The sequence below is a fragment of the Microbacterium sp. dk485 genome, assembly GCF_004570445.1.
Classification (GTDB): Bacteria; Actinomycetota; Actinomycetes; order Actinomycetales; family Microbacteriaceae; genus Microbacterium; species Microbacterium wangchenii.
In genome coordinates this window covers 685,159-707,954 of the sequence record NZ_SPQW01000002.1, presented here as the reverse complement: position 1 = coordinate 707,954, position 22,796 = coordinate 685,159, and the positions used below count along the sequence as shown (strand labels likewise).

General features: G+C 69.4%; 22 protein-coding genes and 2 tRNA genes. 15 read left to right on the top strand and 9 right to left on the bottom strand.

Going from position 1 to position 22,796, the window contains the following annotated elements; translation table 11 throughout:
• Positions 1-31: 31 nt before the first annotated feature.
• The 5 genes from E4V99_RS14200 to E4V99_RS14180 all read left to right on the top strand — a co-directional run bounded on the left by E4V99_RS14200 (position 32) and on the right by E4V99_RS14180 (position 3,266).
• Complete coding sequence (locus tag E4V99_RS14200) at positions 32-979, top strand: ribokinase (protein ID WP_135117647.1); 948 nt, start codon at positions 32-34, stop codon at positions 977-979.
• Positions 980-991: 12 nt separating this feature from the next.
• Positions 992-1,390 (top strand): D-ribose pyranase, encoded by a 399-nt coding sequence (gene rbsD / locus E4V99_RS14195; protein ID WP_135066615.1) that lies wholly within the window; start codon positions 992-994, stop codon positions 1,388-1,390.
• The gene (locus E4V99_RS14190; protein WP_135066618.1) at positions 1,391-2,212 is read left to right on the top strand and encodes a GntR family transcriptional regulator; all 822 of its coding nucleotides are present in this window, start codon (positions 1,391-1,393) and stop codon (positions 2,210-2,212) included.
• 99 nt (positions 2,213-2,311) lie between these two features.
• Complete coding sequence (locus tag E4V99_RS14185; RefSeq protein WP_135117646.1) at positions 2,312-2,950, top strand: bifunctional 4-hydroxy-2-oxoglutarate aldolase/2-dehydro-3-deoxy-phosphogluconate aldolase; 639 nt, start codon at positions 2,312-2,314, stop codon at positions 2,948-2,950.
• 240 nt (positions 2,951-3,190) lie between these two features.
• Positions 3,191-3,266: transfer RNA gene (locus E4V99_RS14180), tRNA-Val, on the top strand.
• A gap of 107 nt (positions 3,267-3,373) precedes the next feature.
• Here E4V99_RS14180 and E4V99_RS14175 read toward each other — a convergent pair.
• Both E4V99_RS14175 and E4V99_RS14170 read right to left on the bottom strand, forming a co-directional pair.
• On the bottom strand, positions 3,374-3,694 hold the full coding sequence (locus E4V99_RS14175; RefSeq protein ID WP_135117645.1) for a transcriptional regulator: 321 nt from the start codon (positions 3,692-3,694) through the stop codon (positions 3,374-3,376).
• Positions 3,691-4,122: a hypothetical protein gene (locus E4V99_RS14170; RefSeq protein ID WP_135117644.1), complete on the bottom strand. Its 432-nt coding sequence runs from the start codon at positions 4,120-4,122 to the stop codon at positions 3,691-3,693. Before E4V99_RS14170 ends, E4V99_RS14175 begins: the two co-directional genes overlap by 4 nt.
• A 218-nt stretch (positions 4,123-4,340) precedes the next feature.
• On the opposite strand from E4V99_RS14170, the gene aceE reads away from it, so the two are divergent.
• The 6 genes from aceE (at position 4,341) to E4V99_RS14140 (ending at position 11,903) form a co-directional block, all read left to right on the top strand.
• On the top strand, positions 4,341-7,067 hold the full coding sequence (aceE, locus tag E4V99_RS14165; protein ID WP_135066645.1) for a pyruvate dehydrogenase (acetyl-transferring), homodimeric type: 2,727 nt from the start codon (positions 4,341-4,343) through the stop codon (positions 7,065-7,067).
• Between the two features lie 7 nt (positions 7,068-7,074).
• On the top strand, positions 7,075-8,295 hold the full coding sequence (locus E4V99_RS14160; RefSeq protein ID WP_135117643.1) for a helix-turn-helix domain-containing protein: 1,221 nt from the start codon (positions 7,075-7,077) through the stop codon (positions 8,293-8,295).
• Between the two features lie 82 nt (positions 8,296-8,377).
• Positions 8,378-9,298, top strand: coding sequence for an ACP S-malonyltransferase (locus E4V99_RS14155; protein ID WP_135117642.1), 921 nt, complete (start codon positions 8,378-8,380; stop codon positions 9,296-9,298).
• Positions 9,295-10,296 (top strand): beta-ketoacyl-ACP synthase III, encoded by a 1,002-nt coding sequence (locus E4V99_RS14150; RefSeq protein ID WP_135066654.1) that lies wholly within the window; start codon positions 9,295-9,297, stop codon positions 10,294-10,296. The genes E4V99_RS14155 and E4V99_RS14150 overlap by 4 nt, the downstream gene beginning before the upstream one ends.
• A 71-nt stretch (positions 10,297-10,367) precedes the next feature.
• Positions 10,368-10,616, top strand: coding sequence for an acyl carrier protein (locus E4V99_RS14145; protein ID WP_135066657.1), 249 nt, complete (start codon positions 10,368-10,370; stop codon positions 10,614-10,616).
• A 48-nt stretch (positions 10,617-10,664) separates the two neighbouring features.
• The gene (locus E4V99_RS14140; RefSeq protein WP_135066660.1) at positions 10,665-11,903 is read left to right on the top strand and encodes a beta-ketoacyl-[acyl-carrier-protein] synthase family protein; all 1,239 of its coding nucleotides are present in this window, start codon (positions 10,665-10,667) and stop codon (positions 11,901-11,903) included.
• Between the two features lie 135 nt (positions 11,904-12,038).
• Here the strand turns inward: E4V99_RS14140 and E4V99_RS14135 are convergent, their stop codons facing one another.
• The 3 genes from E4V99_RS14135 to E4V99_RS14125 all read right to left on the bottom strand — a co-directional run bounded on the left by E4V99_RS14135 (position 12,039) and on the right by E4V99_RS14125 (position 16,230).
• Positions 12,039-12,542 carry a DUF3145 domain-containing protein gene (locus E4V99_RS14135; protein ID WP_135117641.1) on the bottom strand — a complete coding sequence of 168 codons (504 nt, stop codon included), beginning with the start codon at positions 12,540-12,542 and terminating at the stop codon, positions 12,039-12,041.
• A 163-nt stretch (positions 12,543-12,705) separates the two neighbouring features.
• On the bottom strand, positions 12,706-13,236 hold the full coding sequence (locus E4V99_RS14130) for a DUF1269 domain-containing protein (RefSeq protein ID WP_135117640.1): 531 nt from the start codon (positions 13,234-13,236) through the stop codon (positions 12,706-12,708).
• Between the two features lie 132 nt (positions 13,237-13,368).
• Positions 13,369-16,230 (bottom strand): cation-translocating P-type ATPase, encoded by a 2,862-nt coding sequence (locus E4V99_RS14125; RefSeq protein ID WP_135117639.1) that lies wholly within the window; start codon positions 16,228-16,230, stop codon positions 13,369-13,371.
• A gap of 208 nt (positions 16,231-16,438) precedes the next feature.
• Between E4V99_RS14125 and E4V99_RS14120 the strand changes: the two genes are divergently transcribed.
• Both E4V99_RS14120 and E4V99_RS18510 read left to right on the top strand, forming a co-directional pair.
• Positions 16,439-16,879 (top strand): Hsp20/alpha crystallin family protein, encoded by a 441-nt coding sequence (locus E4V99_RS14120; protein ID WP_167758135.1) that lies wholly within the window; start codon positions 16,439-16,441, stop codon positions 16,877-16,879.
• Positions 16,876-17,022, top strand: a complete 147-nt coding sequence (locus tag E4V99_RS18510) for a hypothetical protein (RefSeq protein ID WP_167758134.1) — start codon at positions 16,876-16,878, stop codon at positions 17,020-17,022. The genes E4V99_RS14120 and E4V99_RS18510 overlap by 4 nt, the downstream gene beginning before the upstream one ends.
• A gap of 82 nt (positions 17,023-17,104) precedes the next feature.
• Here E4V99_RS18510 and E4V99_RS14115 read toward each other — a convergent pair whose 3' ends face one another.
• Complete coding sequence (locus E4V99_RS14115; protein ID WP_135066675.1) at positions 17,105-17,878, bottom strand: hypothetical protein; 774 nt, start codon at positions 17,876-17,878, stop codon at positions 17,105-17,107.
• Positions 17,879-18,092: 214 nt separating this feature from the next.
• Between E4V99_RS14115 and E4V99_RS14110 the strand changes: the two genes are divergently transcribed.
• Positions 18,093-20,108: a DUF262 domain-containing protein gene (locus tag E4V99_RS14110; RefSeq protein ID WP_135117637.1), complete on the top strand. Its 2,016-nt coding sequence runs from the start codon at positions 18,093-18,095 to the stop codon at positions 20,106-20,108.
• Between the two features lie 97 nt (positions 20,109-20,205).
• Here E4V99_RS14110 and E4V99_RS14105 read toward each other — a convergent pair whose 3' ends face one another.
• Complete coding sequence (locus tag E4V99_RS14105; protein ID WP_135117636.1) at positions 20,206-20,679, bottom strand: MarR family transcriptional regulator; 474 nt, start codon at positions 20,677-20,679, stop codon at positions 20,206-20,208.
• Positions 20,680-20,759: 80 nt separating this feature from the next.
• Here E4V99_RS14105 and E4V99_RS14100 point away from each other — a divergent pair, with 80 nt between their 5' ends.
• Positions 20,760-21,668 carry an alpha/beta hydrolase gene (locus E4V99_RS14100; protein WP_135117635.1) on the top strand — a complete coding sequence of 303 codons (909 nt, stop codon included), beginning with the start codon at positions 20,760-20,762 and terminating at the stop codon, positions 21,666-21,668.
• Here E4V99_RS14100 and E4V99_RS14095 read toward each other — a convergent pair.
• Positions 21,666-21,739, bottom strand: a tRNA-Ile gene (locus tag E4V99_RS14095). The genes E4V99_RS14100 and E4V99_RS14095 overlap by 3 nt on opposite strands.
• Positions 21,740-21,782: 43 nt before the next feature.
• Entirely contained in the window at positions 21,783-22,775 is a 993-nt protein-coding gene (locus tag E4V99_RS14090) for a DMT family transporter (RefSeq protein WP_135066687.1), read from the bottom strand.
• Positions 22,776-22,796 lie beyond the last annotated feature (21 nt).

Genomic DNA, 22,796 nt, shown 5'->3' with positions numbered 1-22,796 from the left:
TGTCGGCGAAGTCAAAAGAGATCAGAGCGCGATGCCCACCTCCCCCACTGCAGGACGCACCGGCGTCGTCATCGTCGGCAGCGTCACGGCAGACGTGACGACGTTCTCGCAGCGCCTGCCCGCCCGGGGCGAGACGATCCTCGGGGATCAGTTCACGCTCTTCCTCGGCGGGAAAGGCGCCAACCAGGCGGTCGCCGCGGGCCGCGCAGGGGCGCAGACCTCCTTCGTCGGCTGCGTCGGCGACGATCTGTTCCACGACCTCATCGTCGACGGACTCACGGAGGCCGGCGTCGATCTCGCCCACCTGCGCACGGTGCCCGGTCCGACCGGCATCGCGCACATCCGCGTGGATGCTTCCGCGCAGAACGACATCGTCATGGTGCCGCTCGCCAACGCGGAGCTGAGCACGGAACAGATCGACACGGCTCTGGACGCCTTGGCGGATACCAGCTCGGTTCTGCTCACCCAGCTGGAGACGCCGTCCGCACTCACCGCCCACATCACTGCACGCGGACAGGAGCTCGGCTTCACGGTCATCCTCGATCCGGCGCCCGCCGCACCGCTTCCGGCCGAGGTATGGCGCAGCATCGACATCGTCACACCGAATGAGACCGAGGCATCCGTACTCAGCGGCATCGAGGTGACCGATCCCCCGAGCGCCGAGCAGGCCGGACGCTGGTTCCTCGATCAGGGCGCAGGGGCTGCGGTCATCACCCTCGCCGGGCAGGGCTCGTGCGTCGTGACCTCCGACGGCGCGACGATCGTCCCCGCGTACCCGGTCGACGCGGTCGACACCACCGCCGCCGGCGACGCCTATGCCGGTTACCTCGGCGCAGCGCTCGCGAACGGTGTGCCCCTCACCGATGCCGTGCGTCTGGCCACCGCGGCGGGAGCACTCACGGTCACCAAGCACGGCGCGTCCCCGAGCCTCCCCGTCCGCCGCGACGTCGACGCCTTCCTGGCCTCGCGCGCATCCTGAGCAGGAGCCCTCATGCGAAAGACATCGACGACGATCAACCCCGCGCTCTCCCGCGTCATCAGCGAGACCGGTCACACCGACCTCATCGTCGTCACCGATGCCGGTCTGCCGATCCCGCCCGCATCCGAGCGGATCGATCTCGCCTATCGCCCCGGCGCCCCGGCGTTCTTCGATGTGCTGGACACGGTGCTGGCCGAGATGGTCGTGGAAGGGGCGACGGCGTCCGCGGAGATCGCCACCCACAGTCCCGAGGTGCTGGCGCAGCTGCGAGAGCGGCTGCCCGGCATCGAGATCGAGCTCGTCCCCCACGTCGACTTCAAGAAGCTCACGCGCGGCGCTCGTGCGTTCGTCCGCTCCGGTGAGTTCACGCCGTATGCGAACGTGATCCTGCACGCGGGGGTGGCGTACTAGATGTCCGCCACGGCAGGCGCGGATGCGATCGATCGCCACTCCGCCGCCCCCATGTACGACCAGCTGCGGCAGCTGATCATCGACGGCATCGAACGCGACGGCCTGCAGCCCGGGGATCCTCTTCCCGGAGAGCACCGGCTGTGCGAGCGGTACGGCATCTCGCGCACCGTCGTCCGGCAGGCGCTCGCGCAGCTGGAGCACGAGGGTCTGGTGGAGCGGGTCAAGGGCAAGGGCACGTTCGTCTCCCGCCCTCGCACGAGCGAGTCGCTGGTGCACACGCTGATCGGCCTGTTCGACGATGTCGAGCGGCGCGGTGGTCACGTGCACAGCGACATCCTCCGGCACGAGCGCGAGAAGGCCGATGCGGATGTCGCGGCGGCGCTCGAGGTGCCGGTGGGCTCTCCCGTGGTCGCGCTGGAGCGGCTGCGCCACGTAGACGGGGAGCCGTGGTCACTCTCCACGACATGGATGCCGGAACAGGTCGGCGCGCTCACGCTCGGGGTGGACCTGTCCGAGGCCTCCCTCTACCGGTTGCTCGCAGAGCACGGCATCCGGGCGACCGACGGTATCCGCTCGGCGGAGGCGACCGTCGCCACCCATGACCAGGCACAGCATCTCGACGTCAGCGCCGGATCGGCGCTGCTGCGCTTGCGGAGCATCAGTCGCGACGCGTCCGGCACCCCCATCGAATACTTCATCGCACTGCATCGTGGCGATCGATCCCGTTTCGAGTTCCAGCTGCGGCAGGAGCAGTCCCAGGCCTCGCTGCTGCATGTCGATGACACCGGCGGGACCTCCCGGGCGGGCACCGTCTCCGGCTGAGGCGCTTGGGCCGGGCGATGACGGCGGACAACGGTGCCCGCTCAGTTGTCATTACAAGTCGAGATCCGGAAGAATGGGCACAATCTCTCAAGGAGCCTCATGACCGACCGTCTCGCCCGCGCCCGCACCACCGGGGTCCTCGCCGTGCTGCGCGCCCCCTCTCCGGAACTCGCCCTGGAGACGGCGGAGGCGATCATCCGCGGAGGTGTGACCGGCATCGAGGTCACCTACTCGACTCCGGATGCGCCCGCCGTGATCCGTGAGCTGGTCTCACGACACGGCGACGCCGCATATGTCGGCGCCGGTACCGTGACCACCACGGTGCAAGCGCAGGACGCCGTCGCCGCCGGCGCGGAGTTCCTCGTGAGCCCCGGAACCCTCCCCGACCTCACCCGCGCGATGCGCGACACCGGCGCGGTGGTCATGACCGGCGCGATGACCCCGACCGAGGTCATGGCCGCGCTCGCGCTCGGTGTCGACGTGGTGAAGATCTTCCCGGCCTCCCTCGGGGGGCCGTCGTACCTCGGCGCTCTGCGCGGACCGTTCCCCGACGCTCCGCTGATGCCCACCGGCGGCGTCAAGCCGGGTAACCTCGCCGATTGGTTCGCGGCCGGCTCCGTCGCCGTCGGCGCCGGAGGCGACCTGGCCAACTCCGCATCGATCGCCGCGGAGGACTGGGACGACATCACCCGCAGAGCGGCAGACTTCGCCGCAGCCCTCGCCGCCGCTCGCGGCTGAGCGCGCTTCCGGCCGGATGGTCGGCCGGCGCGACGCCGGCACCGCTCCCCGGCCGCCCCTCCCCGCTCGCGCAGAATTCAGGAGATTCCGCCGCATTCCGCCCCCACAACCCCCCAAACCGCCGGATTCTCCTGAGTTCTGACCGACACGGAGTGGGACCCGCCGAGCCCGCGGCGAAGTCGGTGGCTCGCGGTCCGTGAGCCCGGACGGGCACCGGCGCCGCCCTAGACTGGTCGGCGAGGGCCTTTAGCTCAGCTGGTAGAGCGCCACGTTTACACCGTGGATGTCGTCGGTTCGATCCCGGCAGGGCCCACCATCACGCCGGCGCGTGGGCGCACTTCGCCACGGCTGGAGGGCGCACTGGAGCAGGACACCGTGACAGGTGACCGTCCTCCCGGCGAGGCTCGCCTTCTGGTCGGGCGATCAGGGCTGCTGAGGAGAACCCGCTTCCGCGGAGGTGGCCTGTGTGGCGACGATCTCGCGCAGGGCCGTCACGTGGCAGCGGTAGGCGTTCCTGCCTTCATCGGTCAGCGTCAGCCAGATGCGCCGCGAGTCGCCGCGCGATCGCTCCTGCCGGACATATCCGGCATCCACCAGGGCGCCGACCTGCTTACTCAGGGCGGATGGGCTCAACCCCACAGCGTCTCTGATGACGGACATTTCGACGCTCCCCGCGCTCTCGAGCATGGCGCAGACCTTCAGGCGGTGCATCGGATGGATCACCGCATCGAGCTGTCCGCTCATCCGCGCGTGCTCCGGAAGTGCAGGACTGCGCCGACGGCGTAGCTGGAGGCGGCCCCCACGGCGCACGCGATGATGACCCAGTCCAGATCCGCCAAACGGGCCAACAGTGCACCGACCACGAACGCCGCGGCAGCGGTGACGAGCACGCGGAATCCGCGGCTGGTGGGAATCGCGAACGGCGTTCCCACCTGTCGCCCGGCCCCGTAGTTGACGGCAACCAGACAGAAAGCGAGCACGCCGATCAGAAGGGCGCCGATCGCGGAGGAATCCACGAGTCCCGCCAGCGCCACCCCACCCAGGAGCACGGCGTTGATCGGATACAGCCACATCGGCCAGGGACGGTCTCGAACCGCGGTCTGCGCCTCGGCGACGGCGTCGAGGGCAGCGGCGGCCTCGCCGGGACCGGGCGTCGGATCGATAGTTTCCATAGCGGAAACGGTAACAGATAGTTGCCGAAATGGAAATGATTCTGTTCGGCCCGCGCGATGCGGCCGCCCGCGCGCGCTCGCCGGGGTCCCATCCGGCGGTCCGGTTACCGCCGGACTCGGTAGGCTGGTCGAGGTGCGCGTTGTACAGAGCGGACAACGCTTCGTGCGCACCCTTGGCGATTGCCTGGCACGATCTGCCAGCCGAAGAAAGGTCTTCCGTGACTGTTCACGATCAGGATCCGTACTCACAGGGACCGCTCGACAGCGATCCCGACGAGACCGCTGAATGGCAGGAATCCCTCCAGCAGCTCGTGCAGGCCAAGGGCCACGGACGCGGCCGGGAGATCATGCTGAGCCTCCTGAAGGCGTCCAAGGACCTGCACCTGGGCGTCCCCATGGTCCCCACCACCGACTACATCAACACGATCGCCCCCGAGAACGAGCCGGAGTTCCCCGGCGACGAGGAGATCGAGCGCCGCTACCGCGCGTGGATCCGGTGGAACGCCGCGATCACCGTGCACCGTGCGCAGCGGCCCGGCATCGGCGTGGGCGGGCACATCTCCACGTACGCCTCGTCGGCGGCGCTCTACGAGGTCGGCTTCAACCACTTCTTCCGCGGTCATGACCACCCCTCCGGTGGCGACCAGATCTTCATCCAGGGCCACGCCTCCCCCGGCACCTACGCCCGCGCGTTCCTCGAGGGACGCCTGACCGAGGCGCAGCTCGACGGCTTCCGTCAGGAGAAGTCGGCCGCGCCCAACGGCATCCCCTCCTACCCGCACCCCCGTCTCATGCCGGAGTTCTGGCAGTTCCCCACCGTCTCGATGGGCCTGGGACCGATCAACGCCATCTACCAGGCGATGACCAACAAGTACCTCACCAACCGCGGTATCAAGGACGCCGGCGACTCGCACGTGTGGGCCTTCCTCGGCGACGGCGAGATGGACGAGGTCGAAAGCCGCGGACAGCTGCAGGTCGCCGCCAACGAGGGCCTGGACAACCTCACCTTCGTCATCAACGCGAACCTGCAGCGCCTGGACGGCCCCGTCCGCGGAAACGGCAAGATCATCCAGGAGTTGGAGAGCTTCTTCCGCGGCGCCGGATGGAACGTCATCAAGGTGGTGTGGGGGCGAGAGTGGGACGACCTCCTCAAGCGCGACACGGATGGCGCGCTGCTGAACCTCATGAACGCCACCCCTGACGGTGACTACCAGACCTACAAGGCCGAGAGCGGCGCCTACGTGCGCGAGCACTTCTTCGGGCGCGACGAGCGCGCCGCCGCGCTCGTGAAGGACTATTCCGACGAGCAGATCTGGAACCTCAAGCGCGGCGGTCACGACTACCGCAAGGTGTACGCCGCGTTCAAGGCTGCCGTCGAGCACAAGGGCCAGCCGACCGTCATCATTGCCAAGACCATCAAGGGCTACGGCCTGGGTCCGCACTTCGAGGGCCGCAACGCGACCCACCAGATGAAGAAGATGACCCTCGACGACCTCAAGCTCTTCCGCGACGCGATGCACATTCCGATCAGCGACGCCCAGCTCGAAGAGAACCCCTACCTGCCGCCGTACTACAACCCCGGCGCCCAGGACGAGACGATCCAGTACCTGCTCGAGCGCCGCCGCGCCCTCGGTGGGTTCCTGCCCGAGCGTCGCACGCACCATGTGGGCCTGTCGCTGCCCGGTGACGACGCCTACGCCCTGCCCAAGAAGGGCTCGGGCACGCAGGAGGTCGCCACGACCATGGCGTTCGTGCGCCTGCTGAAGGATCTGCTGCGCGCCAAGGACTTCGGCCACCGCATCGTGCCGATCATCCCCGACGAGGCCCGCACCTTCGGGATGGACGCTTACTTCCCGACCGCGAAGATCTACAACCCGAACGGTCAGCACTACACCTCGGTCGACCGCGAACTGCTCCTGGCCTACAAGGAGAGCCCGCAGGGTCAGATCGTGCACGTCGGCATCAACGAGGCCGGCGCCCTCGCGGCGTTCACCGGCACGGGGACGTCGTACTCCACGCACGGCGAGCCGCTCATCCCGGTGTACGTCTTCTACTCGATGTTCGGGTTCCAGCGCACCGGCGACGCCCTGTGGGCGGCGGGCGACCAGATGGCGCGAGGCTTCCTCATCGGCGCCACCGCCGGGCGCACCACCCTCACCGGCGAAGGCCTGCAGCACGCCGATGGTCACTCGCCGCTGCTGGCGTCGACCAACCCGGCCGTGATCACCTACGACCCCGCGTACGGGTACGAGATCGCGCACATCGTCCGCTCCGGCATCGAGCGGATGTACGGCGGCAACCACCCCGACCCCAACGTCATGTACTACCTCACGGTGTACAACGAGCCGATCGTGCAGCCCGCCGAGCCGGAGGACGTGGACGTGGACGGGATCGTCCGGGGCCTGCACCGCATCTCCTCGGGTTCGGGCGACGGCCCCCGCGCGCAGGTCCTCGCCTCCGGCGTGGGCGTGCCGTGGGCCCTGGAGGCCCAGCAGCTACTGAAGGACGACTGGGGAGTCGCTGCCGACGTGTGGTCGGTGACCTCCTGGAACGAGCTGCGCCGCGACGGCCTCTCCGTCGATTCGCACAACTTCCTCCACCCCGAGGAAGCGCCGCAGACGGCGTACGTCACCGAGAAGCTCGCCGGGGCCCCCGGCCCCGTCGTCGCCGTCAGCGACTTCGAGCACGCCGTCCAGGAGCAGATCCGCCCCTGGGTGCAGCACAACTACTTCACACTCGGTGCCGACGGCTTCGGCTTCTCCGACACCCGCCCGGCCGCGCGCCGCTTCTTCAAGATCGACGGGCCGTCGATCGTGGTGCGGACGCTCCAGGCACTCGCTGCCGAAGGCGCCGTGGATCCGCAGCTGTCGGTGCAGGCGATCGAGAAGTACCGCCTGCACGACGTGACGGCCGGCACGAGCGGGAACGCCGGCGGCGAGAGCTGACCCACGGATGACCGCGGGTAAGGCCGAGCCCGCCGAGAAGGCCGAGACGCTGGCGTGGCTGCGCCGGATCTCGGGGGATCTGGCGACGGCGACCATCAAGCGCCTCGACGACTCCCTGCCCTGGTACGCCGAGATGCCACCGGCCCGCCGCTCAGCGGTGGGCCTGGTGGCGCAGGCGGGCATCACGTCCTTCATCCAGTGGTACGACGACCCCACCTCCACCCCGTGGATCGCCGCCGACATCTTCGCCGCCGCGCCGCGTGAACTGCTGCGCAGCGTGAGCCTGCAGCAGACGCTGCAGCTCATCCGGGCGACCGTGGAGGTGACGGAGGAGCGCGTCACCGGCCGCAGCGAGGACGTGCGCGACGCGATCCTGCTGTACTCGCGCGAAGTGGCCTTCGCCGCCGCAGACGTCTATGCCCGCGCGGCAGAGGCGCGCGGGCTGTGGGACGCACGCCTCGAAGCTCTCGTGGTCGATTCGATCCTCACCGGCGAAGCGGACGAGGAGCTGCCCAGCCGCATCGCGGCGCTCGGGTGGCACGGTCACGGGGAGGTCGCGGTGCTCGTGGGCACCACTCCCCCGCAGCTCGACGTCGATCAGCTCCGGCGCACCGCTCGCAAGCTGGGCGTGGACGTGCTGATCGGCGTGCAGGGCACGCGGCTGGTCCTCGTCGTGGGGCGGGCGCAGCTGGCACGCAACGAGGAGACCAGCGCCGAGCTCCCGTTCGCCGAGATCGCCCGCCGCCTGGAACCGGGGTTCGGCACAGGGCATCTCGTTCTCGGCCCCACCGTCCCTGCGCTGGTCGATGCCGGGCAGAGCGCCCGCGCCGCCCTCGCGGGGTTCGCCGTGGCGCGCGCCTGGCGCGGCGCCCCCCGTCCCGTCGAGGCGGACGACCTGCTGCCCGAGCGGGCCCTGGCCGGCGACCCCCTCGCCAAGCAGACGCTCGTCGAGCGTATCTACCGCCCGCTGCACACCCACAGCACCGATCTCGTCTCCACCTTGTGGAGCTACCTCGACAACGGCCGTTCCCTCGAGGCGACCGCGCGAGAGCTGTTCGTTCATCCCAACACGGTGCGCTACCGCCTCAAGCGCGTGTCCGTGGTCATCGGCTGGGATGCGACCGGCCCGCGCGAAGCACTCATCCTCCAGACGGCCCTGATCCTCGGCGCGATCGGAACGGATGCGACGCGCCGCCGCCCCACCACCCTCCGAAGGACACCGCAATGATGTGGAGTGCCCACAAAGGTCTCGCCGATACTTGTCCGATGATCTCCGAAAGCGTGCCGCTCTTCCTTGACAGGATGGAACGGTGATCATCGCCGTCTTCCCCGGACAGGGCTCGCAGACCCCCGGATTCCTCTCTCCGTGGCTCGCCCTCGACGGTGCGCGGGAGCGGCTCGAGCGCGCGTCGGAGGCCGCCGAAGTCGATCTCATCGCCGCGGGCACGGAATGGGACGCCGACCGTATCCGCGATACGAAGGTCGCCCAGCCGCTCATCGTCGCGGCGAGCCTGCTGTCGTGGGCGGCGCTGGTCGATGAGGCCGGGACCTCGTCAGCCGGGGTCGCGGGGCACTCCGTCGGCGAGATCGCCGCGCTCGTTGCCGCCGGCGTGCTCTCGGAGCGCGAAGGGATGCGGCTGGTCGGTCTACGCGGACGGGCGATGGCGGATGCCGCTGCCATGGAGCAGACCGGCATGAGCGCCGTGATCGGCGGCGACCACGCCGCCGTCCTCGCGCACCTGGAGAACCTCGGTCTCACCGCGGCCAACCACAACGGCGGCGGCCAGATCGTCGCGGCAGGGAGCCTGCCCGCACTGGCCGAACTCGCCGACGCCCCCGTCACCGGCAGCCGCGTGATCCCGCTCCAGGTCGCCGGCGCGTTCCACACGCGGTACATGCAGCCGGCGGTGGAGGTGCTGCGCACGGCGGCTGCCGGGCTCACCGCGCCGGCTCCCGCCCTCACGCTCTGGACCAACGCCGACGGATCGATCATCGCCGACGGCCGCGCGGCCCTCGACCTCCTGGTGTCGCAGGTCGCCTCGCCCGTGCGCTGGGATCTGTGCATGGAGTCGTTCGGTGCGCACGGCGTCACCGGCGTCATCGAACTCGCCCCCGCCGGTACGCTGACGGGGCTGGTCAAGCGGGGCCTGCGCGGCACCCCTACCGTCGCCGTCAAGACACCTGACGACATCCCCGCCGCCGTCGCGCTCCTGAAGGGACACACCGCATGACCGCCGTCCTCCGGCAAGCGCAGGGCCCGGCCCACACGCGTATCTACGCCTACGGCGCCGCGCGCGGTGAGAACGTCGTCCCCAACGACGACCTCGTGGGACCCATCGATTCCAGCGACGAGTGGATCCGCCAGCGCACCGGCATCATCACGCGCGTGCGGGCCGCCGCCGATACGACCGCGATCGAACTGGCCACCGCCGCTGCCGCCGAGGCCGTGGAGCGCTCGGGCGTCCCCGCATCCGACATCGGCGCCGTCATCGTGGCCACCGTGACGAACCCGAAGCAGACCCCCTCCGTCTCGGCCATCGTCGCCGACCGCATCGGCGCCAATCCGGCCGCCGCCTACGACGTCAACGCCGCGTGCGCGGGCTTCGCCTACGGCGTCGCGCAGGCCGACGCGCTCGTGCGGGCAGGCGTCGTGCGCCACGCCGTGGTCGTGGGCGCCGAGAAGCTCAGCGACATCGTCGACCCCACCGACCGCAGCATCTCCTTCCTCCTGGGCGACGGAGCCGGCGCCGTCGTGATCGGCCCGAGCGACACCCCGGGCATCGGTCCGACCGTGTGGGGCTCCGACGGATCCAAGTCCGACGCGGTCGGGATGAACCACACCCTCGTGGACTTCCGCGAGGGCCGCGCGCCGTGGCCGACACTGCGCCAGGAGGGCCCGACGGTCTTCCGCTGGGCGGTGTGGGAGATGGTGAAGGTCGCGCGGCAGGCTCTGGAAGCCGCCGGCGTGGAAGCATCCGACCTGGCGGCCTTCGTGCCGCACCAGGCCAACATGCGCATCATCGACGAGTTCGCCAAGCAGCTGGGGCTGCCCGACACCGTTGTGATCGGCCGCGACATCGCCACCACCGGCAACACTTCGGCCGCATCCATCCCCCTGGCCACGCACCGGCTCCTGGAGGAGCACCCCGAGGTCAGCGGCGGACTCGCGCTGCAGATCGGTTTCGGCGCGGGCCTGGTGTACGGCGCGCAGGTGATCGTGCTCCCGTAGCCTCCGCGGCTCGGACTCTAGACTGAACAAGGCCCTCCGGGGCTCGCGAACCCCAAGAACAGGAGAAACCCATGGCATTCACCAACGAAGAGGTCCTCGCCGGACTCGCCGAGCTCATCACCGACGAGACCGGCATCTCGGCCGACGAGGTCGCGCTGGAGAAGTCCTTCACGGATGACCTCGACATCGACTCGATCTCGATGATGACGATCGTCGTGAACGCCGAGGAGAAGTTCGGCGTGACCATCCCCGACGACGAGGTCAAGAACCTCAAGACCGTGGGCGACGCCGTCACCTACATCACCACGAACCAGGCGTAATCGCTTGCCGGTGGGGGTTCGCCCCCGCCGGTTCCCTGAGGAACCCCAATGAGCACCTCTCGCATCGTCGTCACCGGCATCGGCGCATCCAGCCCCATCGGCGGAACCGCGCCGGAGAGCTGGTCCGCCCTCCTGGCCGGGGAGTCCGGCGCCCGCAGCCTCGAGCACGACTGGGTCCAGGAGTACCAGCTCCCCGTCACCTTCGCCGCCGAGGCGAAGGTGCGGCCCGACACGATCCTGCAGCGGCCCGTGGCCAAGCGCCTCGACCCGGCCTCGCAGTTCGCCATGGTCGCGGCGATGGAGGCGTGGGAGGATGCCGGCAGCCCCGAGGTCGACCCCGACCGGCTCGGCGTCGACTTCGCCACCGGCATCGGCGGCGTGTGGACCCTGCTCGACGCGTGGGACACCCTGCGTGAGAAGGGTCCGCGCCGGGTCATGCCGATGACGGTGCCCATGCTCATGCCCAACGCCGCCGCCGGGAACCTCTCGCTGCACTTCGGAGCGCGTGCGTACGCGCGCACCGTGGCCAGCGCATGCGCATCGAGCACGGAGTCGCTCGTGAACGCCCTCTCGCACCTGCGGGACGGGCTCGCCGACATCGTGATCGCGGGAGGCACCGAGTCGGCGATCCATCCGATCACCCTCGCCTCCTTCGCCTCGATGCAGGCGCTGTCCAAGCGCAACGACAGCCCGGAGACGGCCTCGCGACCGGCCAGCATCGATCGCGACGGCTTCGTGATGGCTGAGGGGGCGGCCGTACTCATCCTCGAGACCGAGGAGCACGCCCGCGCGCGCGGCGCGAAGATCTACGGCGCCCTCGTGGGCGGCGGCGTGACCGCGGACTCGCACCACATCACCGCCAACGACCCGGAGGGCAGGGGCGCGGCGCGCGCCGTGCGCCTGGCGCTGGAGATGGCCGGCGCGTCCCCCGATGACGTGACGCACATCAACGCCCACGCGACGTCGACACCGGTCGGCGACCCCAACGAGTATCAGGCGCTGCGCGCCGTGTTCGGCAGCCGCGTCGACGACATCCCGGTGTCGGCGACGAAGGCCTCCACCGGACATCTGCTCGGAGGAACCGGCGCACTGGAGGCCATCTTCACCGTCCTCGCCCTGCGCGACCGCGTCGCGCCGCCCACCATCAACCTCACCGAACAGGATCCCGACGTGCCGTTCCGGATCTCGGGTGAGCCCATGGAGCTCGGCGCGGGCGACCACCTCGCCATCAGCAACTCGTTCGGATTCGGCGGGCACAACGCCGTGGTGGCCTTCGCCTCCGTGTGACCCTTTCATGACGAAGACCCCGTGCTGAGGCACGGGGTCTTCGTCATCTGTCGGGCGGGCGACACGGTGTCCCAGCCGCCGGGTGTCGTCACCGGCCTCCGGTACCCACGCGTCGCACCGCCCGAGGTCTGCGGGTCATCCCACCTTGTGCAGCCAGACCACCGCGGCGTCATCACTGGCGTGCCGGAAGGGCTCGAGCTCCTCGTCCCACGCGGCGCCCAGCGCCACCTCCAGTTCGCGGTGCAGCTCGTGAGCGTCACCTGCGGAGACCTCCATGGCATAGCGCAGGCGGTCCTCCCCGATCACGACGTTGCCCGCGGCATCGGTCTGGGCGTAGTGGATGCCCAGACCCGGCGTGTGCATCCAGCGTCCGCCGTCGCTGCGGGGAGTCGGGTCTTCCGTCACCTCGAAGCGGAGGTGCTCCCAGCCGCGGATGGCCGTCGCCAGTGCCGCGCCGGTTCCCAGCGGACCCTCCCAGTAGAACTCGGCCCTGCGGGCGCCGGCCAGCACCGGTTGGTCCACCCATTCGAAATTGACGGCCCGGCCGAGGGAACGACCGACCGCCCACTCGAGGTGGGGGCACAACGCGCGTGGCGCCGAGTGGATCAGAATCACTCCGCGCGAAGACGTGCTCGCCATGATCTCTCCTTCGTCAGGTACGTCTTCCCCTACGACCTGACCGGATACCGGCGTATTCGGTTGTGCTGCCGCCATTATCGCCCCCCGATGCGCGAAATGACAACCACGCGCGGCGCGACCCGCCGATGCGACTTCCACGCGCCTCGGCGGGTCGGGCGGACGTTCAGGCGATCAGAGCCTCGACGAGCTTCTCGTCTCCTTTGTTGACCGCCTTCACGACGGCGTCGTAGTCGCCCTTCTCGATCGCCTTGGCGATGTGCTTGCTCGCCTTCTCGACGGCCTTGTCGACGCGGTCCAGATAGAGGTCGTCGACGACGGCGACGATCGCCGAGGATCCCACGGGCAGCCACTCGTCGGCGTCCACTCCGATCTGCTTCTCTTCGTGGCGCTGGATCAGCTCGCCCGCTCCGGCACCGACGCCGGCTCCCACGACCGCCCCGATCACGCCGGTGAGCAGCAGGGGCGGTGCGAACAGCCCGATCACCAGACCGGCGACGGCGCCGATCGTCGTTCCGTACGCGACCACTCGACCGCCGTGCTCCTTCACATGCACCTTGCCTTCGGCATCACGCGAGAGGACCACGGCTGCCACGACATTGAGGTCGTCGGTCTGCTTGATCTCGGTGAAGTCGTCCTTCGCGGACGATTCGTCGTCGTACGCCGCGACGACCAGGGAGTAGTTGGGGTCTGCCATGGGGGAAGTCCTTTCCGTTGCCCTCACTGTCCGCCGGACATCGGATCGAGGCCAGAGCACTAGGTCCTGACGAGGCAACGCTCACCGCCCACCGGTTCCGCACGAGGCCGACGCGGGCGGACACGCCCCGGATCAGGGGGCGGACGCGGCGTGGGCGAGTTCCCTGCGGCGCGCGCGCACCCGCACGACCAGCTTCCGGGCCTCCTCCACCCACAGGACGATCGACGCCATCGCCAGGCACACGATCCAGTGCCCGAGCGGGAGCGTCTCGGTGCCGAAGGCCGCCTGGAGCGGCGCGAGCGACACGACGGCCACCTGCAGGACGACCGCCAGTGCCACGGCACCCCACAGCCATGGATTCGAGAAGAGCCCGCGCACCACGCTGGACTCCGCCGACCGGGCCGTGAAGGCGGTGATCAGCGCGGCGAAGACGAGTGTGGTGAAACCCGCCGTGCGCGCCACATCCAGGCTGTCGGTGCCGCCGGGGATGAGGCCGCCCGGCAGGAAGATGTCCATCGTCAGCAGGGTCACGATCGAGATCACCAGGCCCGTCACCGCGATCCCGACCCACATGCGGCCGTCGATGGCACGGTCGTCGAGACCGCGCGGGGCACGCGCCATGACATCGTCGATCTCGGGATCGACGCCCATGGCCAGGGCGGGTCCGGAATCGGTGACGAGGTTGATCCACAGGATCTGGGTCGCCAGCAGAGGCAGCACGAGCTCGCCCTCGCTCGCGGCACTGAGCCCCAGCGCTCCGGCGAACACGATGCCGAAGAAGACGGTGAGGACCTCGCCCATGTTCGAATACAGCAGGTAGCGCAGGAACTTCCGGATGTTGTCGAAGATGACCCGCCCCTCGCGCACGGCCTCGACGATGGTCGCGAAGTTGTCGTCGGCGAGCACCATGTTCGCCGCTTCCTTCGTCACCTCGGTTCCGGTGATCCCCATCGCGATCCCGATGTCGGCGGATTTCAGCGCCGGCGCATCGTTCACCCCGTCGCCGGTCATCGCGACGATGTAACCGTCGTCCTGCAGGGCGTCGACGATGCGGAGCTTGTGCTCGGGCGCGACGCGCGCGAACACAGAGTAGGCCCGCACCGCCTCCCGCAGTCCGGCGTCGTCCATGCCGTCCAGGCGCGCGCCGGGGAGCGCCTCCTCCCCGCCGGCGATGATGCCCAGGTCGCGGGCGATCCGCGCCGCGGTGACCGGATGGTCGCCGGTGATCATGAGAACGCGGATGCCGGCGGCGTGGGCCTCGGCGATCGCGGGGCGCACCTCCGGGCGCGGCGGATCGATGATGCCGACCACCCCGACGTAGACCAGATCCCGCTCGTGCGCTTCGTCGATCTCGACCGCATCGCCTTCTGCCTGCAGTTCGGGCGCGACGCGGTAGGCGACTCCCAGAGTGCGGTAGGCAGCCTGCGACAGGGCGTCGACGTCGGCGAGGGCGCGCGCGCGGCGGGCCGCATCCAGGGGCACGACGGATGAGCCGACCTGGACGTGCGTGCACCGCTCCAGCAGAACGTCCGGCGCTCCCTTGCTGAAGATCACCACCGCGCCGTCGCTGTTGCGGTCGGCGGTGGACATCATCTTGCGCTCCGAGCTGAACGGCACCTCCCCCACCCGATCGAAACGGGAGACGAACTCTCCCGCGCCCTCGAGTTTGCGCGCCGCGACGAGGAAGGCAGCCTCCGTGGGGTCTCCCTGGATGGTCCAGGTCCCGGCATCCTCGGTCAGTTGTGCGTCATTGGCGAGGGCACCGGCAGCCAATGCGAGCTGCGCTTCGTGCCGCAGGTCGCCGGCGGTGAGATCGCCTCCGGCAACGGTGACGCGCCCCACCGGCGCGTACCCCACCCCTTCGATGTCGACGGCGCCGGATGCGGTCAGCACCCGCTGGATCGTCATCTGGTTGGTCGTGAGCGTGCCGGTCTTGTCGGTGCAGATGGCCGACGCCGATCCGAGGGTCTCGACGCTGGAGAGCTTCTTGACCACGGCATTGCGTTTGGCCATGCGCTGAACACCCAGGGCGAGGACCACTGACAGGACCGCGGGCAGACCCTCGGGCACCGCCGCAACGGCGAGGGACACCCCCAGAAGCAGCACCTGCACGAAATCGGCGGCCGTGTCGATGCCCTGGATGAGCGCGATCGTGATCATCACGACGATCGCGATCACGATCACGATGCGCCCGAGCAGCTTCCCGATGTGGTTGACCTCGTTCTGCAACGGCGTGGCATCCTGCACCGTCTGATCGAGCATGGTCGCGATGGCGCCCATCTCCGTCGACATGCCCGTCGCCGTCACCACCGCCCTGCCCGTGCCCCGGTTCACGGCAGTGCCCTTGTACACCATGTCGGCGCGGTCGCCGAGGGGGATGGACTCGGTCCCGTGGAGGGTGTCGGGCCGCTTCTCCACCGCTTCGCTCTCACCCGTGAGCGACGCCTCCGCGATCCGCAGCGTGTTGGCGCTGAGAAGGCGGCCATCGGCCCCGACCTCATCGCCCTCCGCCAAGACCAGGACGTCACCGGGAACGAGTTCCGCGCTGGGGACCGTGGTCTTCTGTGCGTCGCGGAGCACCGTCGAGCGGGTCCTCGTCATGACCGAGAGCGCAGCCACCGCATCCTCGGCCCGTGCCTCCTGGATGATGCTCAGGGCGACGTTGACGAGGATGATGATGAGGATCACGAGCGCGTCGATGGGCACTCCGTGGGCGCCTTCCAGGACCCACGCGATCACCGAGATGGCCACCGCCGCCAGGAGCAGCAGCGTCAGCGGATCGGCGAGCTGGGTCAGGATGCGCCGCCACAGGGGATTGCGCTCCGCGCTGCGCAGTTCGTTCGGACCGACCTCGGCGAGACGTCGGGCGGCCTCCGCCGCCGACAGGCCGCGATCGGGATCGACATCCAGCGCCCGTGCGATGGCCGCCGCATCCGTGCGGACAGGATCGGGGATGCGGTACGGCGATGTCGCGGCTTCCGGGGGGTGCGCCATGCCCCCAATCCTCAGGTGACCGCACAGCACCCGCAAGGGTCGCCCACGGGCGCGCACAACGGGGCGCCGGCGCAAGCGTGCCGGAGGTCTGTCGACAGGACCAATGGCACTTCCCGGCCCTCTCCAAGTGCGTGAGGGTGGCCGTGCTGCTCCGGCAGCGCACACGGCGGACCGACGTCCGGCGCGCACTCGGCGAAAGGACGAAACGATGGCACGCAATCTGGTTCGATTTGACCCGTTCACAGGGCTCGACGCCCTCCGTCGGAGCGTCATGAACGACCTGCTCCCCGACGTGCGCGGCAAGGTGCCGACCACGGACATCTACACCGAAGGCGACAAGTCGCTGATCGTGGAAGCACACCTCCCCAACTTCGACGAGAAGGACGTCACGGTCACGGTCGACCGCGGCGCACTGGTGATCTCGGCGGAGCGACGGGAGAAGGAGGAGGACAAGGACAAGAAGTACGTCATCCGCGAGAGCAGCAGCAGCTTCTACCGGAGCATCGCCCTCCCCGAGCAAGCGGAGGAGGGCGACATCAGCGCGAAGTTCACCAAGGGCGTGCTGAAGGTCACCATCCCACTCAGCGGAGGCACGACGCCGCGCAACATCGCCATCGGCGGTGGCGCCGAGGGGCAGGCCACGTCATGACCGACGTGTCCACCGGCGCCCGGTCCGTCTCCCGCGTGCGCGAGGTCACCCCCAGCGACGTCCACCTTCCCCCGACCGAGCCGATCGACGTGACGGCGCTCATCGCCGCAGCCACCGCAGCCGGCCAGCCCGGCGCCCGCTGATCCGCCGCCGGCCTCGTTCACCGAGACGCCGAGGGGCGCCCCGATCGCATCGGGGCGCCCCTCGTTTCGTCGGTGAGGCGGGTCAGGCCTCGCTCATGACGGTCTGGTCGGCCTGACCTCGGGCCGCGAGGGCCGCGGCACGCGCCGCGAGGCGACGGGTCTGCTCCGCCTGGCCGGCCTCGAGGATCTCCTGCGACACTTCGTAGTTCGGCACGTGGGTGCGGCCGTTGTACTTCTCGATGTACGCGTCGAGCTCGGGGCCGGACGTCCACGACGTGATGAGGCAGTACCGCGGGTCCTTGCCCGGGTGGGTCGCGGCGTGCCACAGACGCTGCGTGTCGACGATCAGCTGCGCGCCGGCCGGCAGCGCGATCCGGTACTCCACGCTGGGGTCGGTGCGGTTGTCGCGCAGGACGAAGAAGCTGTCCTTGTCGTCGGTGAGGTTGAAGAACCCGCGCACGACCCAGCCGGTGCCATCCGGGTTCAGGCGGTTGTTGTCGTCCTGGTGCAGGTTGTAGAGGCAGTCGGCGTAGGTGTTCGGCTGCAGCTCGATGATGCGGCAGCGGCCGACGTTCGCGCCCGGCTCCTGTGCGCGGCGGACGAGGTTAGGCGCCTTCTCGACCTGCGAGGGGATCCAGATGCCGTCCTTGTCGGTGCGCGGCGTCTTGCCGCTCCAGAAACCGCCGCACTCGATCTCGCCGTCCTTGGAGGCCAGGGGGGCGAACCGGGTGTCTCCGGAGGACTTCCAGTCCACGTACTCCAGGTCGAGCCACTCCTGGGGGTCGAGTTCCTGGTTGTAACGGTCGAGGACGACGTAGCCGGTCTCTTCGAGAGCGGCGGACTTGATGTAACCCATGAGGTGAGTCATGCCTTCCGTAGGGGGCCAGTACGTTTTTCCAGGCCCTGGTAAGGCAAGCCTACCTGCGGCCTCTGCGAGCCCTCGGGGAGGCGGGCCGGGGAAAATCGCGCTCCCCGTTCGTTCAGGCCCCCTCGGTTAGACTCGCGTGGGCTTCCGTGCGCCGATCCGGACGACACGCGGCCCATTCGTGCGAGTGGAGGTCGAACGGGTCATGGTCAGCGCCACGAATGTCGATGCGAACGCGGTCAACACCGTCGGCTGGCTCTCCTCCCCCGGCACGAACATCGTCGTCCCGGTCTACCAGCGGCAGTACCGGTGGGACATCGGCGGATGCGAGCAGCTGCTCGCCGACATCCGTGCCGTCGCCGACGCCGATGAGAGGACGATGCACTTCATCGGCTCCATCCTCTCCGCCGCCAACAGCGACCGCGCCGACGGGGCCGCCGAACTCGTTCTGATCGACGGGCAGCAGCGCATCACGACCCTCATGCTGCTGGTCGCCGCGCTGCACCACACCGTGCGCGGCACCGACCCCGCTCTGGCTGCCGACCTCGAACGCGTGCTGGTGCGGGCGGCCGACCCCGCGCGGACGAAGCTGCGCCCGCACCGCGCCTGGGCCGACCTGTTCGAAGCCGTCGTCCTGGACCGGCTCGAGGACGGCGGGGATCGGGAGTCGCGCTTCAACGACAACTACTCGTTCTTCCGCAGTCAGGTGAGCCTGGATGAGGCGCCCCGCATCTGGCGCGGACTGCAGAAGCTCGAGCACGTCGCGATCACCCTCGGCGCCGGCGCCAATGCGCAGCAGATCTTCGAGAGCCTCAACTCCACCGGTGAGCCGCTGCGCGACCACGAACTGATCCACAACTACGTCCTGATGGGGCTCACGCACGCGGAGCAGACGGAGATCGAGGACGAGTTCTGGGTGCCCATCGAGCAGAACACCGGCGACTCGATCGCCGCGTTCTGGCGCCACTACCTCGTCATGCGGACAGGGCGCGAAGTCACCACGATCGGCGAGCGGGGCGTGTACGACGCGTTCCGCGCCGAGTTCCCGCGGCTGGAGCGCGCGGGTCTGCGCGCGGCGGCGGCGGAGTGGAAGGCGTACTCCGAGATCTACCGCGTGCTGCTGGACCCCGCCCACGCCGCCGATCCCGACATCGCGCGTGAACTGCACTACCTCAACGTGTTCGGGCGCGGCATGTACCCGCTCATCATGCAGGCGTACGGCGATCACGAAGCCGGTGCCCTCTCCACCCCCGACCTCGTCCGCACCATCCGCTACGTCCAGTCCCTGCTCCTGCGGCGCACCGTCTCGGGCCTCACCAACGCGCGCCTCGTCGCGCGGCTGTGCCGGGCCCGGGCGGACGGCAACGACGCGCTGGAGCGTGCGATCTCGCGCATCACCCCTTCGGATGAACGGGTTCGAGTGGGTCTGAAGTACAGCGATCTGCCGCATCCGGCGTACGTCCTGGGCCGCCTCGCCGGCGTCCACGACCCCGCGGACCTGGAGGTCGAGTTCATCTTCCCGCTCGCACCCGGCGATGCTTGGTCGGGCGACGGGGCGCGGCCGTGGTCGCAGTACAGCGAGGACGAGCAGAACAGTCATCGGGCGCTCGCGAAGACCCTGGGGAATCTGACCCTGCTCGAGGAGGGGCTCGCCGAGCGCGCCGCCGACCGGTCGTTCCCCGACAAGCGGGATGCCGCGTACGCCCGCAGCTCGATCGACCTGTCCAGCGAACTCGCCGACGTTCCCGCGTGGGGCACCGCCGCGATCTCCGCCCGCTCCGCCGCGCTGAGCGAGCGGTTCCTGCAGTTGTGGGCGAAGCCGCCTGTCGTGGCCATCGACGACGACGACCTCACCCCCATCCTGGATGCCAGGAAGCGCCGTGGATGGCCACGCGGCTGGCAGCGGGAGTGGGACTACGTCGAATACCGGGGCGAGCACTGGGAGGTCTACGACGTCAAGCACCTCTTCAACCGCATCTTCAAGCGCCTGTGGGCCGACTCCCGCGAGTCGGTGATCGATTTCAGCGCCCGCCGCGGCGGCCCCGTGTACGACGCGCAGTCGTGGAACGGGCAGTGGGACGCCCTCGACGACGCCCACTTCCTGTACATGGGGTGGGACTCCCGATACATGCTCGCCGCCGTGCAGGGGGTGCTCGAAGAAGCCGGCTTCGCGTCGGAGGTCTTCGTGAAGTACTCGTACATCGGCAACGCGATGCCCTGACACGGGCGGAGGACGCTGCTGCGGCGCGCCCGCCCGGGAACGCTGCGGAGGGCGCGCGCGTGGGTAGGCGCATGGTTGCGTGAGGGCCGCCCAGCGGCTATCCCTCGAGGTCGCTGACGTCCCATGCGGGCGAATCCGTGCGGGGCACATGCTCCCCCACGAGGGTGCGGAGGGTCTCGACGACGCTCGCCAATGACGCCGCCCCCACCCGCTCCTCCCACTGTGCCCGGAGCTCGTCGAAGATCTGCTCCCCCTCGCGGAGCATGGTCAGTCCGCGATCGGTGACGCGAACGCGAAGGCGGCGCCGATCGGCTGGATCGGGCTCGCGTGTGACATATCCGCGCTCCTCGAGCACGGCGATCGTCTTGGCCGCCGCCTGCTTCGTCACCGAAGTCGCGCGCCCCAGATCGGAGGCGCTGTCGGCGCCGGCGATGATCGCCCGCAGAGCGAAGTCGTGGAGCGGCCGGACGTCTTCGAATCCTCGTGCCGCCAGCTCCGTCGTGGCCTGGGCGGCGAGGGTGCGAAAACCGCCGAGGAGGAGCAGGGCGAGTTCGGCGCCGGACCTGGACATCCACCCAGCGTACGGAATATCCCCGAAGACAACCGGGTTGTCTACTATGAAGACAACAACGTTGTCCATTAAGGAGCATCATGACGATCATCGCGCCCGCCGGAGCCACGATCACCGGCGTCACCCACCACCTGGCGGCCATCAACGGCACTGAGCTGCACTACGTGACCGCGGGCGACAGCGGTTCACCCATCCTCCTCGTGCACGGCTGGCCGGAAACCTGGTGGGCGTTCCGCACGCTCATCCCCCTGCTCGCACGCACGCACCGCGTGTTCGCCATCGACCTGCGCGGCTTTGGAGACTCCGGGGCCGGGGAGACGGAGTACGGAGAAGCCGTCTCCGCCGAAGACCTGCACCAGCTGGTGGCGCACCTCGGCGCGGGCCCGGTGCACGTCCTCGGGCAGGACATCAGCGGCGGCACGGTCTTTCGCTTCGCCGCAACCCACCCCGCCGACGTGCGGAGCCTCATCGCCATCGAGAGCACGCTGATGGGCTACGGACTCGAAGCCCTCGCCGACGTCAACGGCTTCGGTTCGTGGCATGTCGGCTTCCTCGGCACGCCGGGGATCGCGAGCATGTTGATTCCCGGTCATGAGCGGGACCTCATCGCGGGCTGGGCGTATGCCCGCATGAACGGCACACCCGGGGCCGTCTCGGAGAGCGACCTCGACGAGTTCATCCGCACCTACTCCCGCCCCGGCGCGTGGCGCGGTACGGAGGGCCTCTATCACCAGCTCTTTCTCGACAAGGGCGAGACCAGGGCTCTCGCCGAGGCCCACCCGATCACAGTGCCCGTCCTCGCCGTCGACGGCGCGAACGCCCCGTTCACCGCGAAGACCTTCCGCCAGGTGACCGCGGGCGAAGTCACCTCGGTCCATATCCCTGGCGTCGGACACCTCGTGGCGCAGGAGGCACCCGATGCGCTGGCCGCGGCCATCCTGCACTTCACAATGCGGGTCGAACAGATGCGGGTCGAACAGATCCGGTAGGGCGGGTGGGACTTGAACCCACGATCGTCGGGTTATGAGCCCGCTGCCTTGACCAGCTTGGCCACCGCCCCCTGATCCTCCGAGCCTACCGGCCCGGACGGAGGGGGGCGGTGATCAGTCTCGGCGAGGCTTCTTGCTGCTCCGGCCGCGCGGGATGGGGAGCTCTTGGGAGTCGCTCACGATCTGCGGGTGATGCCGCGTGAGCTGGATGACTCCCCACATCGCCACGGCGCCGGCGATGGCGAAGCCCACCAGCGCCCACACCGGCGCGGTCGAGGCCTCCCCCAGCACGAGCAGTCCGATCAGCACCGCCACGAGCGGATCGATGACGGTGAGCCCGGCGATCACGAGGTCGGGCGGCCCGACCGAGTACGCCGTCTGCACGAAGTACGCGCCGATGGCGACGGCGGCCAGCAGCGCCACGACGCACAGCAGCGTGAGCCACTCGAAGTCGCCGCTCTGGATGCGGCTGATCACGACCTTGGCGAGCGTGGCGACGAAGCCGTAGATGACACCGGCCGCGGTGATGTAGAACAGCGCGCGCATCCGCTTGCGCAGCCACAGCCACAGCACCGCGAAGACCACGATGACCACGGCCAGGATCGCCAGGATGATCACCAGTTCACGGGAACCGACCTGATGCTCGGTGGCGAAGAAGGCGGCGATCGTGACGAAGGTGAGGATGCCGCCGATGCACGCGACGATGGCGATGATCGACTGACGCGTGGGCTTGTGCCCCGACAGGCGGGCGTTCAGCAGGGTTGTCACGACGAGCGCGACGGCACCCAGGGGCTGCACGAGGATCAGCGGCGCCACCGACAGCGCGCCCAGCTGGCACACGATCGCGAGCCCCAGCATGACGGTGCCCATGACCCACGAGGGCCGGCGAAGCAGCCCGAGGAGCTGCCCGCCGTTCAGGCCTGAGGTGCCGGCCTTGCCGGAGAGCCGCTCCACCTTCGCCACGCCGCGGTGCTGATACTGCGCGCCGAAGGACATGAAGATCGCACCCAGCAACGCCAAGGGGATCCCGAGCAGGATCCCGGGGTCGCGGAAGATGCCGACGAGTTCGTCGGTGACATCCCCCAGCGAGAGGTCGACGCCAATCACCCCTCGACACTATCCGCCCGA

What these genes read in the sequence shown, in the direction of transcription:
- E4V99_RS14200 (WP_135117647.1), top strand. Translation starts at nt 32, where the DNA reads ATGCCCACCTCCCCCACTGCAGGACGCACCGGCGTCGTCATCGTCGGC.
- rbsD (WP_135066615.1), top strand. Translation starts at nt 992, where the DNA reads ATGCGAAAGACATCGACGACGATCAACCCCGCGCTCTCCCGCGTCATC.
- E4V99_RS14190 (WP_135066618.1), top strand. Translation starts at nt 1,391, where the DNA reads ATGTCCGCCACGGCAGGCGCGGATGCGATCGATCGCCACTCCGCCGCC.
- E4V99_RS14185 (WP_135117646.1), top strand. Translation starts at nt 2,312, where the DNA reads ATGACCGACCGTCTCGCCCGCGCCCGCACCACCGGGGTCCTCGCCGTG.
- E4V99_RS14175 (WP_135117645.1), bottom strand. Translation starts at nt 3,694, where the DNA reads ATGAGCGGACAGCTCGATGCGGTGATCCATCCGATGCACCGCCTGAAG.
- E4V99_RS14170 (WP_135117644.1), bottom strand. Translation starts at nt 4,122, where the DNA reads ATGGAAACTATCGATCCGACGCCCGGTCCCGGCGAGGCCGCCGCTGCC.
- E4V99_RS14160 (WP_135117643.1), top strand. Translation starts at nt 7,075, where the DNA reads ATGACCGCGGGTAAGGCCGAGCCCGCCGAGAAGGCCGAGACGCTGGCG.
- E4V99_RS14150 (WP_135066654.1), top strand. Translation starts at nt 9,295, where the DNA reads ATGACCGCCGTCCTCCGGCAAGCGCAGGGCCCGGCCCACACGCGTATC.
- E4V99_RS14145 (WP_135066657.1), top strand. Translation starts at nt 10,368, where the DNA reads ATGGCATTCACCAACGAAGAGGTCCTCGCCGGACTCGCCGAGCTCATC.
- E4V99_RS14140 (WP_135066660.1), top strand. Translation starts at nt 10,665, where the DNA reads ATGAGCACCTCTCGCATCGTCGTCACCGGCATCGGCGCATCCAGCCCC.
- E4V99_RS14135 (WP_135117641.1), bottom strand. Translation starts at nt 12,542, where the DNA reads ATGGCGAGCACGTCTTCGCGCGGAGTGATTCTGATCCACTCGGCGCCA.
- E4V99_RS14130 (WP_135117640.1), bottom strand. Translation starts at nt 13,236, where the DNA reads ATGGCAGACCCCAACTACTCCCTGGTCGTCGCGGCGTACGACGACGAA.
- E4V99_RS14125 (WP_135117639.1), bottom strand. Translation starts at nt 16,230, where the DNA reads ATGGCGCACCCCCCGGAAGCCGCGACATCGCCGTACCGCATCCCCGAT.
- E4V99_RS14120 (WP_167758135.1), top strand. Translation starts at nt 16,439, where the DNA reads ATGGCACGCAATCTGGTTCGATTTGACCCGTTCACAGGGCTCGACGCC.
- E4V99_RS18510 (WP_167758134.1), top strand. Translation starts at nt 16,876, where the DNA reads ATGACCGACGTGTCCACCGGCGCCCGGTCCGTCTCCCGCGTGCGCGAG.
- E4V99_RS14115 (WP_135066675.1), bottom strand. Translation starts at nt 17,878, where the DNA reads ATGGGTTACATCAAGTCCGCCGCTCTCGAAGAGACCGGCTACGTCGTC.
- E4V99_RS14110 (WP_135117637.1), top strand. Translation starts at nt 18,093, where the DNA reads ATGGTCAGCGCCACGAATGTCGATGCGAACGCGGTCAACACCGTCGGC.
- E4V99_RS14105 (WP_135117636.1), bottom strand. Translation starts at nt 20,679, where the DNA reads ATGTCCAGGTCCGGCGCCGAACTCGCCCTGCTCCTCCTCGGCGGTTTT.
- E4V99_RS14100 (WP_135117635.1), top strand. Translation starts at nt 20,760, where the DNA reads ATGACGATCATCGCGCCCGCCGGAGCCACGATCACCGGCGTCACCCAC.